This is a genomic window from Serratia sp. AXJ-M (genome assembly GCF_046531865.1).
Classification (GTDB): Bacteria; Pseudomonadota; Gammaproteobacteria; order Enterobacterales; family Enterobacteriaceae; genus Serratia; species Serratia liquefaciens.
Map to the genome: position 1 here is coordinate 2,586,039 of NZ_CP059394.1, position 17,110 is coordinate 2,603,148.

A 17,110-nucleotide genomic window follows, 5' to 3' on the forward strand; every position below is an offset into this window, starting at 1 on the left:
TTATTCTCCTGCCTGCGGCGCAGTGTTTTCTGTTTGTTTGGCGGAGGTTGTTTTGCGTGAAAACATCCGGCGTACCAATACGTAGAACAAAGGAACGAAGAAGATTGCCAGTAATGTCGCCGTAATGGTGCCGCCGATGATCCCGGTACCTATGGCGATCCGGCTGTTGGCCCCGGCGCCGCTGGAAACCGCCAAGGGCAATACGCCGGCGCTGAATGCCAGAGAGGTCATCAGAATAGGACGCAGGCGCATACGGGAAGCCTCAACGGCGGCGGCGATCAAGGCTTCGCCGCGCTGATAATTTTCTTCGGCGAATTCAACGATCAGAATGGCGTTCTTGGCCGACAGGCCGATGATGGTTAATAGCGCCACCTGGAAATAAATGTCGTTTTCCAGCCCGCGCAGCGTGATGGCCAACAGGGATCCCACCACGCCCATCGGCACCACCATCATCACGGCAAACGGGATTGACCAGCTCTCATACAGCGCCGCCAGGCACAGGAACACCACTACCAACGAAATGGCATACAACGATGCCGCCTGCCCGCTGGTCAGGCGTTCCTGATATGACAACCCGCTCCAGGAGAAGCTGCTGGCGGACGAGAACTGTGATGCCAGTTTTTCCATCTCGTCCATTGCCGTGCCTGAACTGGTACCGGGCGCGCCCTCGCCGGTGATTTCAAACGAGGACAGTCCGTTATAACGCGACAGGTTTTCCGGCCCGTAAATCCAATGTGAAGAGGCAAAGGCAGAGAACGGCGTCATGCTGGTCGTGCTGCTGGAGGTGCCGCGAACAAACCACTTATCGAGATCCTCCGGCTTTGACCGATACTCGACGTCACCCTGCATATAGACCTTTTTCACCCGGTTGCGGTCGATAAAGTCGTTGATGTAGGTGCTGCCGAACGCGCTGGTGAGCGTACTGCTGACGTCGCCGGCGCTCAGGCCCAGCGCCTGCAGTTTGTCGTTGTCGATGTCTACCTGCAGCTGTGGCGTATCCGGCAGGGTGTTGGCGCGCACCGCGCTCAGACTCGGGTTTTTCCCGGCGGCGGCGATGATCTGGTCACGCATCACTTGCAACTCCGCACGGGTGGTCGCCCCTTTAGCCTGCAGTTCGAAGGTGAAACCGTCGGACTGGCCGAAACCGTCGATCGCCGGTGGGCTCATCGAGAACACCTGGGCATCGCGGATAGTGGCAAAGTGCGCCATTGCGCGTTTGGCAATGGCATCGGCGGTGTTGGCACTGCCGGGCCGCTGGCTCCAGTCCTTGAGACTGACGAAGGCCATACCGGCGTTTTGCCCGCTGCCGCTGAAACCAAAACCGTTGATGGTGAAAATGGTGCTGACGTTGGCCTTCTCGTCGGTGAGGAAGTAATCTTTTACCGCGTCGCTGACCGCCGATGTCCTGGCATCGGTCGCGCCGGCAGGCAAGGTGTATTGCACCATCACCACGCCCTGATCTTCATTGGGCAAGAAGCCGGTCGGCAGCCGCATATACATCACGGCGGCGGCAATCAGCAACAGACCATACAGCAGCAGATAGCGCATTGGGCTGTGTATCACCCGGGCGACCTTATCGGCGTATTTCTCCTGCAGACGGTTATAGCCACGGTTAAATTTACCCAGCAGGCCCTTATCGGTCAGATCGTCATGAGCTGGTTTGAGCAAAGTGGCACACAATGCCGGTGCCAGCGTCAGCGCCAGGATCACCGACAGCACCATCGACGCCACGATGGTAACGGAGAACTGACGGTAGATAACCCCGGTGGAGCCGCCAAAGAACGCCATCGGCAGGAACACCGCCGACAGCACCATGGCGATACCGACCAGAGCCCCGGTGATCTCCTTCATCGATTTTTCCGTCGCCTCACGCGGCGGCAGCTTCTCTTCCCGCATCACGCGCTCGACGTTTTCCACCACCACAATGGCGTCATCCACCAATAGGCCGATCGCCAGCACCATGCCAAACAGCGTCAGGGTATTGATCGAATAGCCGAAGGCGGCGAGCACGCCAAAGGTGCCCAACAGTACCACCGGCACGGTAATGGTCGGGATCAGCGTAGTACGCAGGTTTTGCAGGAACACAAACATCACGATCACTACCAACACCACCGCCTCTATCAGCGTTTTCACCACCTCTTCGATCGAGATATTAATAAAATCGGTGCTGTCTTTCGGGTAGGCCACCTTGTAACCGTTCGGCATTGAAGTCTGATATTCCGCCACTTTGGCTTTGACTAGCTTGGCGGTATTGAGCGCATTGGCACCGGCGGCCAGCTTGACCGCAATCCCGGAGGCTGGATGGCCATTCAACCGGGCGCTGGAAGAGTAATCCTCGTTGCCCAACTCTACCCGCGCAACGTCGCCCAGGCGCACCAGTGCGCCGCTGCTGTCACTCTTGAGAATGATGTTGCGGAACTGCTCCGGTGTTTGCAGGCGCGACTGCGCTTTTACCGTGGCGGTCAGCTGCTGATCGGCACCGGACGGTAAATCGCCGACCTTACCGGCGGAAACCTGGGTATTTTGCGCTTCTATTGCCGTTGATACGTCGGAAGGCATCAGTGAAAAGGACGCCAGCTTGGTCGGGTCAAGCCAGATGCGCATGGCGTATTCCGATCCGAATACCTGCACATCGCCAACCCCTTCGATGCGCGACAGCGGATCCTGAATGTTGCTCACCAGATAGTCGGAAATGTCCGCCATGCTGGCCTTGTCGGTTTCATCATACAGACCGACGATCAGCAAGAAGCTGCTCTGAGATTTTTTGACCGTAACCCCTTGCGCGGTGACCTCGGTAGGCAAGCGACTTTCCGCCTGCTGCACCTTGTTTTGCACCTGCACCTGCGCGATATCCGGATCGGTGCCCTGGTCGAAGGTGACATTAATGCTCACAGAACCGTCGGAGCTGCTGGTGGCTGAAAAGTAAAGCAGCCCGTCCAGCCCGGTAAGCTGCTGTTCGATGACCTGAGTAACGCTGTTTTCCAGCGTCTCGGCATCGGCACCCGGATAGGTGGCGGAGATGGAAATCTGCGGTGGAGAGACGTCCGGATATTGCGAAATGGGCAGCGAGTTGATCGACATCAGCCCACACAGCATGATGATGATCGCAATCACCCAGGCGAAAACCTGTCGCCGAATAAAGAACTGCGCCATGGTTACTGCTCCCCGCCGTTAGCCGTCGGTTGTTTCACATCAACCGCTTTGACCTCAACGCCCGCAGCCACCTTATTGGTGCCTTCAACGATCAGACGGTCACCGGCATTCAGGCCCTTGCTGACCAGCCAGTTGCTGCCGATAACCTGTTCGGTAATGATCGTGCGTTGCTCCACTTTGTTTTGCGCGTTAACAACCAGCGCCGTGGCTTCGCCCTTGGCGTTACGGGTGATCCCCTGCTGAGGCGCCAAAATCCCCTTGGGATCGACGCCGTTGTCTACCGTGGCGTGAACATACATGCCGGGCAGCAATTCGTGCTCAGGATTAGGGAACACCGCACGCAAGGTGACGGAGCCGGTCGACTCGTCTACCGCCACTTCCGTCAGCTCCAGTTTACCGGGGTGGGTATATGGCGTGCCGTCCTCGAGTTTGATGGCTACCGGCGTGACATCGTCACGTTGCAGCGATGCCTGCTGTTTACGCAGTTTGAGCAATTGACTGCTGGACTGAGTGAGATCGACATAAATCGGATCGAGCGCGCGAATGGTCGCCAGGGCGTCGGTCTGACTGGCGGTCACCAAAGCACCCGGCGTAACGGAGGAAATGCCGATACGGCCGGAGATAGGCGCGCGCACCTGAGTGTACGCGAGATTGATTTTGGCCGACTCCAAAGAGGCCTGATACTGTGCGACGGCGGCAACCGCCTCCAGATAGGTTGCCATGGCATCATCCGCATCCTGTTTGGAAACGCCATTCTCTTTTACCAGCGCGGCGTAACGCTGCGACTTCAGGCGGCTGGACTTCACGGTGGCCTCAGCGCTTTTCAACTGAGCGGCAGCCTGATCGTAGCTGGCCTGATAGGTTGCGGGGTCGATCTGATACAGCACCTGCCCGGCCTTGACCTCGGCACCTTCGGTAAACAGGCGTTTTTTGATAATGCCGTCCACCTGAGGACGAACGTCCGAGGTCATGGTGGCGTTCACGCGGCCGGTCAAATCGCTGCTCAGCGTTACCGGTTGAGCCTGCAGCGTCGCGACACCCACTTCTTGCACGCTACCGGCGCCGGCGGGTGCTCCACCGCTCTGGCCATCACAAGCGGCCAGCAATAACGACAGGCTGACAAGTAAAACCTTTTTCCTTTGCATCGACTATCTATCCTATTGAGAACGTTTATTCTCAATATATAGAAAGCGCCGTTTTTAGTCTGACAGGGTTGCGTAAGGATTGCGTAAAATTGCATCGCAGAGCATGAGGAGAACCGGTGCGCGCCTGCTTTACGCACCGGTTTTGGCGGTTTTACTTATGGCGAAGCGGCACGTCTTTCAGCAACCAGGTCAATGCAAAGGCCAGTGCCATGACCCCGGCGGCAATCTGATACACCGAGTGGATGGCCCCGCCAAAGGCTTGCAAATAGTCGTTCTGCAACGTCAACGGCAGATGATGCACCGCCGCCGCGCCCAAAGAACGCGGTAACGCCGTTCCTTCAGGCAGCAAGCTGGCCAACCGACTGTGCAGCACATTGGTAAAAATCGCGCCAAACACGGCTACCCCGATGGATCCGCCGATAGAGCGAAACAGCGTAGCGCTCGAAGTGGCAACGCCCATGTGTTTTGGCTCGACGCTGTTTTGCGCCGCCAGGATCATCACCTGCATCACCATACCCAATCCCAACCCCAGCAGGCTGATGTAGAGATACAGCAGATGTACCGGCGTCGAGTTTTTCAGCGTCCCCAGCAGAATCATGCCTACCAGGGCACAGCAGGTGCCTATAATCGGAAAAATACGGTATTTGCCGCGCTTGCTGATTAACCGACCGCTAACGATGGAGCTGATCATGATCCCGCCCATCAGCGGCAGCAGCTGCATCCCGGCCTGGGTCGGCGTGGAATTCTTCACCACCTGCAAATACAGCGGCAGGAAAGTCACCGAACCAAACAGCGACATACCGACGATAAAGCCGACCAAGGCGCACAGCAAAAAGGTCCTGTTGCGGAATAAGTCGAGCGGAATGATAGGCTCGCTCGCCAGGCGTTCTTCGTAGATAAACCCGCCCAATGACACCAAACCAAAGGCCAAAATGCACCACAGCTGCCCGTCAGACCAGGTCATGACCGTACCGCCCTGACTGGTAAACAGAATAATGCAGGTCAGCGCGGCAGCCAGATAGCTGGCCCCCAGGAAATCGATTTCATGCTTGACCCGATTGACCCGGGATTGGAACACCGCCCCAATCACCAGCAGCGCGAAAATCCCCAGCGGCAGGTTGATATAGAAAATCCAGCGCCATGAGAAATGCTGCACCAGCACCCCACCAATCAACGGGCCTACCACCGTCGCCAAGCCGAATACGCCGCCAAACAGGCCCTGATAGCGTCCGCGTTCGGCCGGCGGGATCACATCGCCCACCACCGCCATGGTGACGACCAGCAAACCGCCACCACCCAGCCCCTGCAGGGCACGCATCAGGATAAGCTGGGTCATGTTTTGCGCCAATCCGCACAGCACCGAGCCGAGCAGGAAGACCACAATGGCAATCTGCAGCACGATTTTACGGCCGAACAGATCGCCGAACTTGCCATACAGCGGCACCACTATCGTCGATGCCAGCAAATAGGCGGTGACTACCCACGACAGATTTTCCAGGCCACCGAACTCGCCAACAATGGTCGGTAATGCCGTAGAGACAATGGTTTGATCGAGCGCCGCCAGCAACATGACCAGCAGCAATGCGGAGAACAACAGCCGGATCGAGGGCGCCTGCCCAGACGCTCTGCCGCTGTCTTCGCTGCCTGCCAGATGACCGATCCCCATTTAGATGAGCTCACTTGTAATTAATTAATCGAGTAATTAATATATGAGTGATTCTTTTCTCCGGTCAATGGATCTCACCGCGATGACAGCACAAAACGTTCAAGCCCCGCGCCGCCCTGGTCGGCCAAGCGGCGGCACCAAGGGCACAGAAAAACGCGAGCACCTGCTGGACACGGCGCTTAATTTGTTTGCCCGCCAAGGCATTGCCGATACTTCGCTCAATGCCATTGCCCGTGAAGCCGGCGTCACCCCCGCCATGCTCCACTACTATTTTCACAACCGCGAACAGCTGCTGGACGTGCTGATCGAAGAGCGTTTCCTGCCGGTACGGCTGGCCGCCGGCAGCGTTTTCGACGCCAATGCGGACGATCCTATTGCCGCCTTCACCCAACTGGCCCAAAGGTTTATCGATATCTCCACCGCGCATCCCTGGTTCGCCCCGCTGTGGTTGCGAGAAGTGATGAGTGATAACGGCGTACTGAAGCAACGGATGGATGAGCGTTTTGGTGATGCGCAGCGCAAAGCGGCCCTGAAGTCGATTATGCGCTGGCAGGCAGAAGGCAAGCTGAGTGCCGATCTGGAACCCTCTTTGCTGTTTATCACCCTGTTTGGCATGACGCTGCTGCCGCTGGCCACCGCGCCGAAATGGCACCGTGACAACAACAGCAGCAACGGCCCGCAGAGCGCTGAAGTCATCGCGCGGCATGCCATTGCATTATTAAGCTACGGGCTGGGACCGCAGCGCTAGAACGAGATCCATTTTGGTGCGACTCGCTCCTCCAACGAGCGTCTTTTCGCATCGGTATGGCTCCTTGTCCTCTGCTACCGCTAACTGTCTAACTGGCACCCTTTTTGCTTTGGCTACTCCTGCTAATTTGGCTTGTTAATCAGGGGTAGCTTATGTTTCAAACAATTAGAGTGGCATTGATCTGCTTCACCTTCAGCTTTGCCGGCGTGGCAAGCGCCGCCGGGGACTTACCGCACATCGTGATTTTAGCCACCGGCGGCACCATCGCCGGCTCTGCGGCCAGTAATACACAAACCACCGGTTATAAGGCTGGGGCACTGGGAGTGGAAACGCTGATTGCAGCGGTGCCGGAAATGCAGAAAGTCGCCCGCGTAGACGGCGAACAGATTGCCAATATCGGCAGCGAAAACATGACCAGCGATATCCTGCTCAAGCTGTCCAAGCGGGTCAATGAGCTGCTTTCACGCAGTGATGTGGATGGCGTGGTGATCACGCACGGTACCGATACGCTGGACGAATCGCCGTACTTTCTTAATCTGACGGTCAAGAGCAACAAACCGGTGGTGTTTACCGCCGCGATGCGCCCTGCCACGGCCATCAGCGCCGACGGCCCAATGAACCTGCTGGATGCGGTCACCGTTGCCGCCGACAAGCACTCCGTGGGGCGTGGCGTTATGGTCGTTCTGAACGATCGCATTGGCTCGGCCCGTTTCAGCACCAAAACCAACGCCACCACGCTGGACACCTTCAAAGCCCCGGAAGAAGGCTATCTGGGCGTAATTGTCGGTGGCAAGCCCTACTTTGAAACCCGAGTCGACAAGATCCACACCACTCGCTCGGTATTTGACGTACGTGATGTCAAGGTGCTGCCAAAAGTCGACATTATTTATGGTTATCAGGACGACCCTGAATACATGTACGATGCGGCCATTCAGCATAAAGTGGATGGCATTGTTTACGCTGGCACCGGTGCCGGCTCGGTCTCAGTGCGCAGCTCTGCCGGGATCAAAAAAGCGGAGAAAGCCGGTGTGCTGGTGGTTCGCGCCAGCCGCACCGGCAGCGGTATTGTCCCCGAGGACAGCGGGCAACCTGGCCTGGTGTCCGATTCGCTCAACCCGGCCAAGGCGCGTATTCTGCTGATGCTGTCGCTGACCAAAACCCATAATCCTCGCGTCATTCAGGATTACTTCCACACGTATTGATCCGCGTTCTCTCGACAGGGCCAAGGCTGGCCCTGTTGTAACAAGACTTAAATGGCCGGCAGCTGACTGGTCACGCAGTGGATGCCCCCACCGCCAGCGGCGATAGCGTCGATATTCAACTGCACCACTTCACGCTGCGGGTAAAGCGCCGTCAATAATTCCAAAGCTGCGGCATCCGCCCCGGCATCGCCAAACTCCGGGGCGATAATCGCGCCGTTGATGACAAAGTAATTGATGTAACCGGCGGCAAAATCCGCATTGCCCTTGCTGAAGCGGCTACGGCGTGGATCCAGCGGTGGCGACACCGTATGCACCTGTATCTTGCGGCCATCGGCATCCGTGGCCTGTTTGAGGATCGCCAAATGATCCAGCGTGACCTGGTGGTCGTAGGACTCAGGATCGCTGTCCAGATTGGCGATCACCACGCCTGGGCTGACGAAACGGGCGTAAAAATCGACGTGAGCGTCGGTAATGTCTTTGCCTTTAATCCCCGGCAGCCAGATGATTTTTCGCAGGCCCAGCATCGCTTTGAGCTCTTGCTCTACCCGCTCACGGCTCCAGCCAGGGTTGCGGTTGCGATTGACCCAACTGCTCTCGGTCATGATGCCGGTGCCATGACCATCCACCTCGATGCCCCCGCCTTCTCCTGTCAAGGCGCTGCGGCGCAGTGGGTTAACGCCGAAATGTCTGGCCTGGAAAGCGGCCAACTGAGCATCTTTACCGTGCCGTTGCTTATTGCCCCAGCCGTTAAAGTTGAAGTCCACCGCCGCCAATTCACCCGCATTGTTGGTAACGAAATTGGCAGCGATATCGCGCATCCAAATATCATCGAGCTCGGTAATGACAAAGGTCACATTGTGGCTGCCGCATTTTATCTCCGCTAACTCCCGTTCACGTTCGCGACAAAATACCGTCAGCGGCTGGTAAACCGCGATAGCACGGGCAATGCGCCCCAGAGCATCTTGCACGTCCGCCGTGAACGCCCCCCAAATCGCCCGCTGTGCGCCAAAAGCGATAAAGGCGCATTGCTGAGGCTCACCCTCATCGGGCATGCGCCAGTTTCCGCCAGCCGTTTTCTGAGCCGCGTGGCTGGACAATGATGCCAGCCCCATCGAGGCCGTCAGGCTAATGCCGGCAATCAGGGAAGCCTGTTTGATAAATTCACGACGTGTTGACATGGTTTGCTCCTGTATTGCCGCCAAAATAATAAGCTAAACTATTCAGCAAAAGACGGCGCGATGTCGATAACGGCTATGTTAATCCCTTTAATCCAGGTAAAACAAAGGATACATTTAGCGGACACCTGATTAGATAGGCTTATCAATAATGTTAAAGCACTGGCCCCCGATGAACGCCCTGCGCGGTTTTGAAGCCGCCGCCCGGCTGGGCAGCTTCCACCAGGCCGCCGATGAGCTGCACCTCACTCAGTCGGCGATCAGCCAACAAATTCGCAGCCTGGAAGCCTTCCTGGAGCAACCGCTGTTTTTCCGTAGCGGCCGCAGCGTCAGCCTGACCGATGCCGGTCAGGATCTCTACAGTACCGCCCAGGTGATGCTGCAACAGTTGGCCGTTGGCATCCGCCGTCTGGAGCAGTACCGCAAACCCAACCAGTTGATCGTCAACACCACGCCGGCGTTCGCCCGTCACTGGCTGGTTCCGCGCCTTAAAAGCTTCCACCGGCAGCATCCGGATATCGACCTGTGGCTGTTCACCACCTTCGACCCGCCGGATATGGCGACCGAAACCGTCGATCTGGCGATCCGTGACGATCTCAGTGCGCAAATTGAATGTAGCCTCAAAATGCTGCATCAGGATCGGCTCTATCCGGCTTGCCATCCTGAGCTGCTGAAACAGGACAAGGCACAACGCACCACCCTGCACGGCGAACGCGAGATGGACTGGAGCCATTGGGCCGTTCAGGGCGGCGCCAACGTTGGGCAAAGCAGCCACGGCCTGAACTTCTCCGATCCCGGCCTGCTGTTGGATGCGGCCTGCGACGGCCTGGGCATCGCTCTGGTCAGCGAACTGCTGGCGCAACAGGCCCAGGCACGTGGGGTATTGCAGCCGATGACGGAGCAAAGCGTGCGTGGCCCTCAGTGGGCCTGGCTTATTCATCGCGATAGCGAGAACAACCCGCTCGCCCGGCATTTTTGTGAGTGGTTACTAACACAATTGCCGGCGGCGATTTAACGTTCTACCTCACGCTTCCAAACGCCGGATAAAGCGCGGCGGATTGAGCGGTGCTACTTTCAATCAAGCGCCAGAAAAAGCTTAAACAATGGTGCTAAGTGGTTGTTGAGATTGAATTCACCTGTCATCGTTCAATTCGAAAAGGAAAGGCTATGCATTCTGGTTTATTGAAAACATTGGCACTCAGCGTGGCGCTGGCCACCCTCAGTCCTTCGGTATTCGCCGCTAATCTGAACGCCGGTGCCGTGGCGGCGCCGGATCAATACGGTGCCAAAGTGGCCGCACAAATTTTGCAGGCCGGTGGTAACGCCGTCGATGCTGCGGTCGCCACCGCCTTTACGCTGGCAGTGACCTACCCGGAGGCCGGCAACATCGGCGGCGGCGGTTTTATGACCCTGTACGTCGACGGCAAGCCCTACTTCCTCGACTACCGGGAAGTCGCCCCCAAAGCGGCCACCAAAACCATGTACCTTAACGAAAAAGGCGAAGTGATCGAGAACCTCAACCTGGTGGGCACCAAGGCCGCCGGCGTACCCGGCACGGTACTCGGGCTGTGGGAAGCGCATAAACGCTTCGGCAAGTTGCCCTGGGCAGAACTGCTGACCCCGGCTATCGGCTATGCGCAACAAGGCTTTAAGGTGGCCGGCCAGCAATACCAATACCGTGAGGATGCCAACAAGCTGTTCGCCGACAAAACCAACTTCGGCGATTACTTTGGCAGCATGAAACCCGGCGCGGTGTTTAAACAGCCGGAGCTGGCCAAAACGCTGGAACGCATCGCCAACAAAGGCGCTGACGACTTCTATCAGGGGGAAACGGCCAAGCTGCTGATCGCCCAGATGCAACGCGATGGCGGCCTGATCACCCAGGAGGATCTGACAGACTACCGGGTGAAATGGCGCGAACCGATGAAAATCGCCTGGCGCGGCAATACCCTTTATACCGCCCCGCTGCCGAGCTCCGGCGGCATCGCGCTGGCGCAGTTGCTGGGCATAAAGGAAGATCGTGCTGCCGATTTCAAAGGCGTTGAGCTGAACTCCGCCCGCTATATTCACTTACTGTCGGAAATCGAAAAGCGCGTCTTTGCCGATCGCGCCGATTACCTCGGCGATCCTGACTTTGCCAAGGTGCCGGTTGCTCAATTGGTCGCCCCGGATTATTTGCAAAAGCGGGCTGCGGAGATCAACCCGACCGCCATTTCACCGACCGAGAAGGTGCGGCCTGGGTTGGAACCCCATCAAACCACGCATTTCTCGATTGTTGACGCGCAGGGTAACGCGGTCAGCAATACCTATACGCTAAACTGGGACTTCGGCAGCGGCGTGGTGGTGAAAGGTGCTGGCTTCCTGTTGAATGACGAAATGGACGACTTCAGCGCCAAACCGGGCGTGGCCAATGCCTTTGGCGTGGTCGGTAGCGACGCCAACGCCATTGAACCAGGCAAACGCATGCTTTCGTCCATGAGCCCGACCATTATCACCCGCGACGGCAACGTTAGCCTGGTGATCGGCACCCCTGGCGGTTCTCGCATTTTCACCTCGATTTTCCAGGTGATAAACAATCTCTATGACTACCAGTTACCGCTGCAACAAGCGGTGGCCGCGCAGCGCGTCCATCACCAACTGTTGCCGAAAGACACTATCTTCTACGACGCTTTTGCTCCACTGACCGGCAAAGTGGCTGAACAGTTGAAAGCGATGGGTTACACACTGGAAGATCAGGGCTGGTACATGGGGGACATACAGGCGATCCGCGTCAAGGGTGACACGCCGGAAACCGCCTCCGATCCGCGTGGCCGCGGTGTGGGGCTGGTAGTGAAAAAATAACGATAAAACACCGGGCGGATCCGTTAGAGGTGCGCCCGGGTTTTATTTTTACCCTGCGGCATGCCATACGTTTGTTTGATTTACGTCCTCAACCTGCTCATTTTATCAACAGTCACACAGTTTATTCCTAATTTCCGGCACGCAATGCCTTCATTTCTTATACTCTCCTGCCGGCCCATTAACGGGCCGCGTTTCTTTTCTATCCTCACCCACAAGGAGTCACGATGAAAAATAACGAGCGCAAGCATCTCACGCGCCCGGAGATCGAGCGCATGCTGGCAGCCGCCAGCGACAGCCCCGATCCGGAACGCAATACCTGCCTGCTGTGGATGTGTTTTATCCACGGTTGCCGGGTCAGCGAACTGACCGGCCTGCACCTGGCGGATCTGGATATGGCGGCAGGTAGCCTGTACGTACGTCGCCTTAAAAACGGCCTGTCCACCGTGCAACCTTTGCATCCCATGGAGCGAAAATTGCTGACGCGCTGGCTAGAGCGCAGACAGCGTTATCCGGGGGCGAACGACTACGACTGGTTATTTTTGTCCCACAAGGGCGGACGGCTTTCTCGTTCGCGCATCTATCGGATACTGAGGCAATTAGGGGAACGGGCAGGTTTGGCTATTGCGGTGCACCCGCATATGTTACGCCATGCCTGCGGCTACGCTTTGGCGGATAAAGGGGCGGATACCCGGCTGATTCAGGATTATCTTGGCCATCGCAACATCCAGCATACTGTGCTGTATACAGCCAGTAATGCAGGACGATTTAAGGCGCTGTGGTTCGAGGAAAATGTAACATTTTGAACCAAAGTGTCACCATACTAAGTTTCTGCTGCTAAAAACGTCAATTTTTTTCTGCAATATTTCCGTAATTTAATTTTTATTTTTGAATATCACCCAGTTAGAATCATCTGGCTGAAACGCAATTATCCAGCATATTATACTTTCCCACTTTTTAAGCTCCGTCACTCTGTCGCTACCCATCTCGCCAACCCAGTTTATTACGCTGAAATAGCGCCATCCATGGCCTTTTTTTAGCGATATCGTACGCCATCACCCGCCTTTCAAGTCATAAATCCATAATGTGACACTTTGGTTCATTATGTTGCGTTTTTATCGGTCGTAAAACGGGTCTTATTCAGACCTTTTCATGCATCACAGGGAGTGTGCAGACATGCCAAAAATCCACCGTGCTGTGGGGCTCACCCGCAGCAAACTCGCCGGGCTGGCCGCCGCCCTGATGCTGGTCAACACCGGCTGCCTGGCCAACCTGACGGTCTACCCCATCAGCGCCGACATCGGCCCCGGCCAGGAGGCCACCACCCTGCAGGTGCTGTCCAAATCCCCGCAGACCCAATACGTACGCGTCGGCGTCAAACGTATCCTCAACCCGGCCACGCCACGCGAAACCGAGGTGGATGTTGACAGTCAGCAAGGATTGGTGGTGTCGCCGGACAAATTCGCCCTGCCCGCCGGTGCCACCCGCACCGTCCGGTTAATCAGCCTGGCAACGCCCCAGCAGGAAGAAGCCTGGCGGGTCTACTTCGAACCCGTGGCCTCACTGAGCGAAGACGAAGCCCCCGCCACCCAAAACGCCCAGGTCAACCTCAACCTGGTCTGGGGCGTACTGGTCCGCCTGCGGCCAGCGGTGGCTCAGCCGCAGCTCGCGCGCAGCGCCGACGGCAGCCAGTTACTCAACCCGGGCAACGTCCGCCTGGGAGTATTGAAAGTGGGTCACTGTACGCCGGCTTGTCGCTGGCAGCAGATTGACCGCAGTGTCTATCCCGGTGAAGCCCTGATGCTGCCCGCCGGGATGTCAGGTGGCGTGGTGCGCGTGGAATACCGCGACGGCGCTGCCACTCCGACGACGGCGGACTTGCCGGCCGGAGCATCAACCCCAAAAAACTGAAATAACCAATAAGGATGTTGTATGAAAAAGTTATATACCTTTACCCCTGTCGCCCTGGCCGCCCTGTTCTCCCTGTCTGCCATGGCGGTACAGAAAGACATCACCATTACCGCCGATATCGACCCGACGGTCGAACTGCTGCAGGCGGACGGCACCGCGCTGCCATCCAGCCTGAAGATGACCTACATACCCGGTGTCGGCCTGCAAAAAAAGACCCTCAGCACCAAAATCTTTACCAACGACACGACCAGCCAGGTGGAAATGCGCCTGTTGACCGCCCCGGTGTTGGCGTCCAACACCAAACCGAGCGCGACGACCATTCCGTTAAGCGTCAGCTACAACGGCAAGACCCTGACCACTGCGGTGACCGCCGACTCCACGCTCAAGCCCGCTGACCTGTTCCCCAAGGGGCGTATTGATGGCGGCTCGGTGCCCTTCGATCTGGTGATTGCGCAGACCACCACCGGCATCATCTCCGAGTCCGGCAGCTACCAGGGCGTGGTCAGCCTGATACTCAATACCTCTACCGTCCCTGTAACACCATAACAACGCCCCACCGACAGGGCGCACCCGGTGCGCCCTTTTCCCGGGTCTGGATGACCCTGGTTCGACCAAGGGAATGAGCGCCATGAATACCCGCTATCGCTATCACCCTCTGTATCTGGCCCTGCTGTGGGCCTGTCAGGCGACGGCCGCGTCGCAGGTACCGCCAGGCTTCGAATCCCTGCTGCTGGGGCAGACGGAGCGGCTGGAGGTCCGGTTGCCGGGCCGTTCGCTCGGGCTGTTTGTCGTCGAAGTCAAGCCCGATACCCTCACCTTTGAAGAGCCGGAAACGGTGCTGGCGGCCGCTGGCCTGCAAACGTTATCTGAACAACAACAAAAACAGGCACTGCAGGCCCTGAGCCAACCGCTGGCACGCCATGGCAACCTGGCCTGCAACGGCAGCGCGACGCCGGGCTGCGGCTATGTCGCCACCGACAGCGTGGCGGCCATTCTGGATGAAAGCGAGGGCGCGGTGCTGTTGTTTATGAAACCCACCTGGCTGGCCAGCCTGAAACAGGATCAACGCTGGCTGACCCCGACGCCGGCGGCAAAAAACGCCTTTATTCACCGTCAGACCGCCAACTACAGCGGCGACAAGGACAGCCAGAATCTGGCGCTGAACGGCACCGGTGCGCTGGGGCTGGGCGAACGCCGCTTTCTGGGCGGCAACTGGGCCTACACCTGGAACCGGGTGCGCGACGCCAGCGCCAGCCGTTTGTGGTTCGACAATCTCTATGCGCGTCAGGACATGGGCAACCGCTACTACCTGCAGGCAGGCCGCATGGACCAGCGCAACCTTTCCAGCCCGTTGGGCGGTAACTTCGGCTTTACCCTGCTGCCGTTGACCCGCTTTGACGGCCTGCGGCTCGGCACCACCGACGCCTACGTTAATCAAAGCATCAGCCGTGACGCCACCCCGGTGATGGTCCAGGTTAACCGCAATGCCCGGGTCGATATCTACCGCGGCAGCCAGTTGCTGGGCAGCCAGTACTTTGCGCCGGGCATGCACCCTCTGAACAGCGACAGCTTTCCGCCCGGCAGCTACCCGCTGGAGCTGCGGGTGTATGAAGACGGGGTGCTGCAACGCAGCGAAAACCAGCCGTTCAGCAAGGGCGGCAGCGCCTTCAGCGACCGCTGGCAATGGTTTTTTCAGGGCGGGAAAGCCGCTGCGGAAAGCGCCGCACCGCAGCAATCCACCTCACAAAGTACCGGGGCCGCCGGGGTGCAGCTGGCGCTGTGGCGCAACCTGCAACTGACCAGCGGCGTGGCGAAAACCCAGGGCACCACCTACAACGAAACCCGGCTCGACGCGCAACACGCCTTCAGCTTCGGCGTGTTGACGATGGCCGCCAGCGGGCTGGCCGGCAACAATGGCGTGCGCGGCGACAGCCAGCAACTGAGCTTTGTCGACGGTTTTTCCGCCAGCCTGTACCGCTACCGTATCGGTGGTGCGCAGTGTGGCCAGACGGATAGCGGCCGCAGCAACGACATGGGTTGCTACACCTCGCTCAACGGGTCATTCTCGGTGCCGTTCGCCGGCTGGAGCGCCACGCTGGGCTACAGCGACACGCAAAACAACGGGCGCAGCTACCAACGCCCGGTCTCGGCAGACGGCCTGGTGCCCGCGCAAACCCTGCGCAGCGCCGACCAGCGCAACCGCGCCTGGCAACTGGGGCTGTCCCGCGCCTTCAACTGGGGCGGCACCACCGTCAGCACCCGGCTGGGGGCCTTTCGCAACCGCAACGGCCAGACCACCGATAACGGCCTGTATCTCGGTTTTACCCTGTCGCGGGCCGACAGCGCGGCACAGGCCGGCGGCAGCGACAGCTACAGCAGCGCCGGGGTGGACTGGCGCAACGGCGGCGGGCAAGCGCAGACCAGCTACAACCTCAACCATACCCGCATGTGGCAGCAGGACGGTTACCGCGAGCTGGCGATGAACTTCTCCGGTTACAACGACGAAAGCTACAGCGGCAGCGTCGGTGGCCGTACCAACGGGCGCTATGGCGACCTGAGCGGCACGCTGAGCGACAGCCGCCGCCGCAGTGGCGGTAACCGCAGCGCACTGACCGGGGGGTACTCCTCGGCGATGGCGGTGTCCGCCGACGGCCTGTTCTGGGGCGGCAACGGCGGTGGTGAGCCTTCCGCCGGCCTGGTGGTGCGGGTGGCCCCGGCGGACGAAAACGGGGCGGCCGCGCAGGTAAACGGCGGCAGCCGCCCGCTGACGCTGGGTTTTGGCCAAAGCACCCTGCTGCCGCTGGAGGGCTACCAGCTTTCCAGCGTGGCGGTGCGCGACATTACCGGCACCTCCGGCGGCGGGGTCGCCAACGTGAACGGCGGCGCGGGTGAAAGCCGTTACTTCCTGCCGCCGGGCCGGCTACTGGTGCGCGAGGTCAGCGCCAATATCACCTGGGTGTATATCGGCCAGGCGCTGGGGCCGACCGGCCTGCCGCTGGCCAACGCACAGGTGCTCAATCAGGCGCTGCCGGCGCTGGGGGCCGACGGCGGCTTTACCCTGCAGGCCAACCAGAAGGTGCCGGCGCTGTGGCTGATGAGCGACGGCCAACTGATGCGCTGCCCGCTGCGGGTCAAAACGGTGCGGGATATTTTGCAAATCGTCGGTGCCACGCGCTGCTCCGCCGCCGGTGCCGAGGGGCTGCCGCAGTCGCTGCTGATGACGCCACGGGTGATGAAACTGCTGGCCACCGCCAAACGCTAACCACAGGACG

General features: G+C 58.7%; 12 protein-coding genes. 8 read left to right on the forward strand and 4 right to left on the reverse strand.

What is annotated here, in order from left to right; all coding sequences use genetic code 11:
* The 3 genes from H0S68_RS12150 to H0S68_RS12160 all read right to left on the reverse strand — a co-directional run bounded on the left by H0S68_RS12150 (nt 1) and on the right by H0S68_RS12160 (nt 5,964).
* Nucleotides 1-3,153 (reverse strand): efflux RND transporter permease subunit, encoded by a 3,153-nt coding sequence (locus H0S68_RS12150; protein ID WP_410529434.1) that lies wholly within the window; start codon nt 3,151-3,153, stop codon nt 1-3.
* Between the two features lie 2 nt (nt 3,154-3,155).
* Nucleotides 3,156-4,298: an efflux RND transporter periplasmic adaptor subunit gene (locus H0S68_RS12155; protein WP_410529435.1), complete on the reverse strand. Its 1,143-nt coding sequence runs from the start codon at nt 4,296-4,298 to the stop codon at nt 3,156-3,158.
* Nucleotides 4,299-4,449: 151 nt separating this feature from the next.
* Nucleotides 4,450-5,964, reverse strand: a complete 1,515-nt coding sequence (locus tag H0S68_RS12160) for an MDR family MFS transporter (protein WP_410529436.1) — start codon at nt 5,962-5,964, stop codon at nt 4,450-4,452.
* 82 nt (nt 5,965-6,046) lie between these two features.
* Here H0S68_RS12160 and H0S68_RS12165 point away from each other — a divergent pair, with 82 nt between their 5' ends.
* Both H0S68_RS12165 and H0S68_RS12170 read left to right on the forward strand, forming a co-directional pair.
* Nucleotides 6,047-6,712 carry a TetR/AcrR family transcriptional regulator gene (locus H0S68_RS12165; protein WP_020826951.1) on the forward strand — a complete coding sequence of 222 codons (666 nt, stop codon included), beginning with the start codon at nt 6,047-6,049 and terminating at the stop codon, nt 6,710-6,712.
* Between the two features lie 152 nt (nt 6,713-6,864).
* Complete coding sequence (locus H0S68_RS12170; protein ID WP_217331277.1) at nt 6,865-7,914, forward strand: type II asparaginase; 1,050 nt, start codon at nt 6,865-6,867, stop codon at nt 7,912-7,914.
* A gap of 47 nt (nt 7,915-7,961) precedes the next feature.
* On the opposite strand, the gene H0S68_RS12175 is transcribed toward H0S68_RS12170, so the two are convergent.
* Complete coding sequence (locus tag H0S68_RS12175; RefSeq protein ID WP_410529437.1) at nt 7,962-9,092, reverse strand: agmatine/peptidylarginine deiminase; 1,131 nt, start codon at nt 9,090-9,092, stop codon at nt 7,962-7,964.
* 148 nt (nt 9,093-9,240) lie between these two features.
* Here H0S68_RS12175 and H0S68_RS12180 point away from each other — a divergent pair, with 148 nt between their 5' ends.
* From H0S68_RS12180 to H0S68_RS12205, 6 genes are all read left to right on the forward strand, one after another.
* Nucleotides 9,241-10,104 (forward strand): LysR family transcriptional regulator, encoded by an 864-nt coding sequence (locus H0S68_RS12180; protein WP_130015762.1) that lies wholly within the window; start codon nt 9,241-9,243, stop codon nt 10,102-10,104.
* Nucleotides 10,105-10,256: 152 nt separating this feature from the next.
* The gene (ggt, locus tag H0S68_RS12185) at nt 10,257-11,930 is read left to right on the forward strand and encodes a gamma-glutamyltransferase (RefSeq protein WP_410529438.1); all 1,674 of its coding nucleotides are present in this window, start codon (nt 10,257-10,259) and stop codon (nt 11,928-11,930) included.
* A gap of 224 nt (nt 11,931-12,154) precedes the next feature.
* Complete coding sequence (locus tag H0S68_RS12190; RefSeq protein WP_128864866.1) at nt 12,155-12,733, forward strand: tyrosine-type DNA invertase; 579 nt, start codon at nt 12,155-12,157, stop codon at nt 12,731-12,733.
* A 370-nt stretch (nt 12,734-13,103) separates the two neighbouring features.
* Complete coding sequence (locus H0S68_RS12195) at nt 13,104-13,838, forward strand: fimbrial protein TcfA (RefSeq protein ID WP_128864865.1); 735 nt, start codon at nt 13,104-13,106, stop codon at nt 13,836-13,838.
* Between the two features lie 21 nt (nt 13,839-13,859).
* Nucleotides 13,860-14,384 carry a CS1 type fimbrial major subunit gene (locus H0S68_RS12200; RefSeq protein WP_128864864.1) on the forward strand — a complete coding sequence of 175 codons (525 nt, stop codon included), beginning with the start codon at nt 13,860-13,862 and terminating at the stop codon, nt 14,382-14,384.
* Nucleotides 14,385-14,466: 82 nt separating this feature from the next.
* Nucleotides 14,467-17,100 (forward strand): TcfC E-set like domain-containing protein, encoded by a 2,634-nt coding sequence (locus H0S68_RS12205; RefSeq protein ID WP_410529439.1) that lies wholly within the window; start codon nt 14,467-14,469, stop codon nt 17,098-17,100.
* The last annotated feature ends 10 nt before the right edge of the window (nt 17,101-17,110 follow it).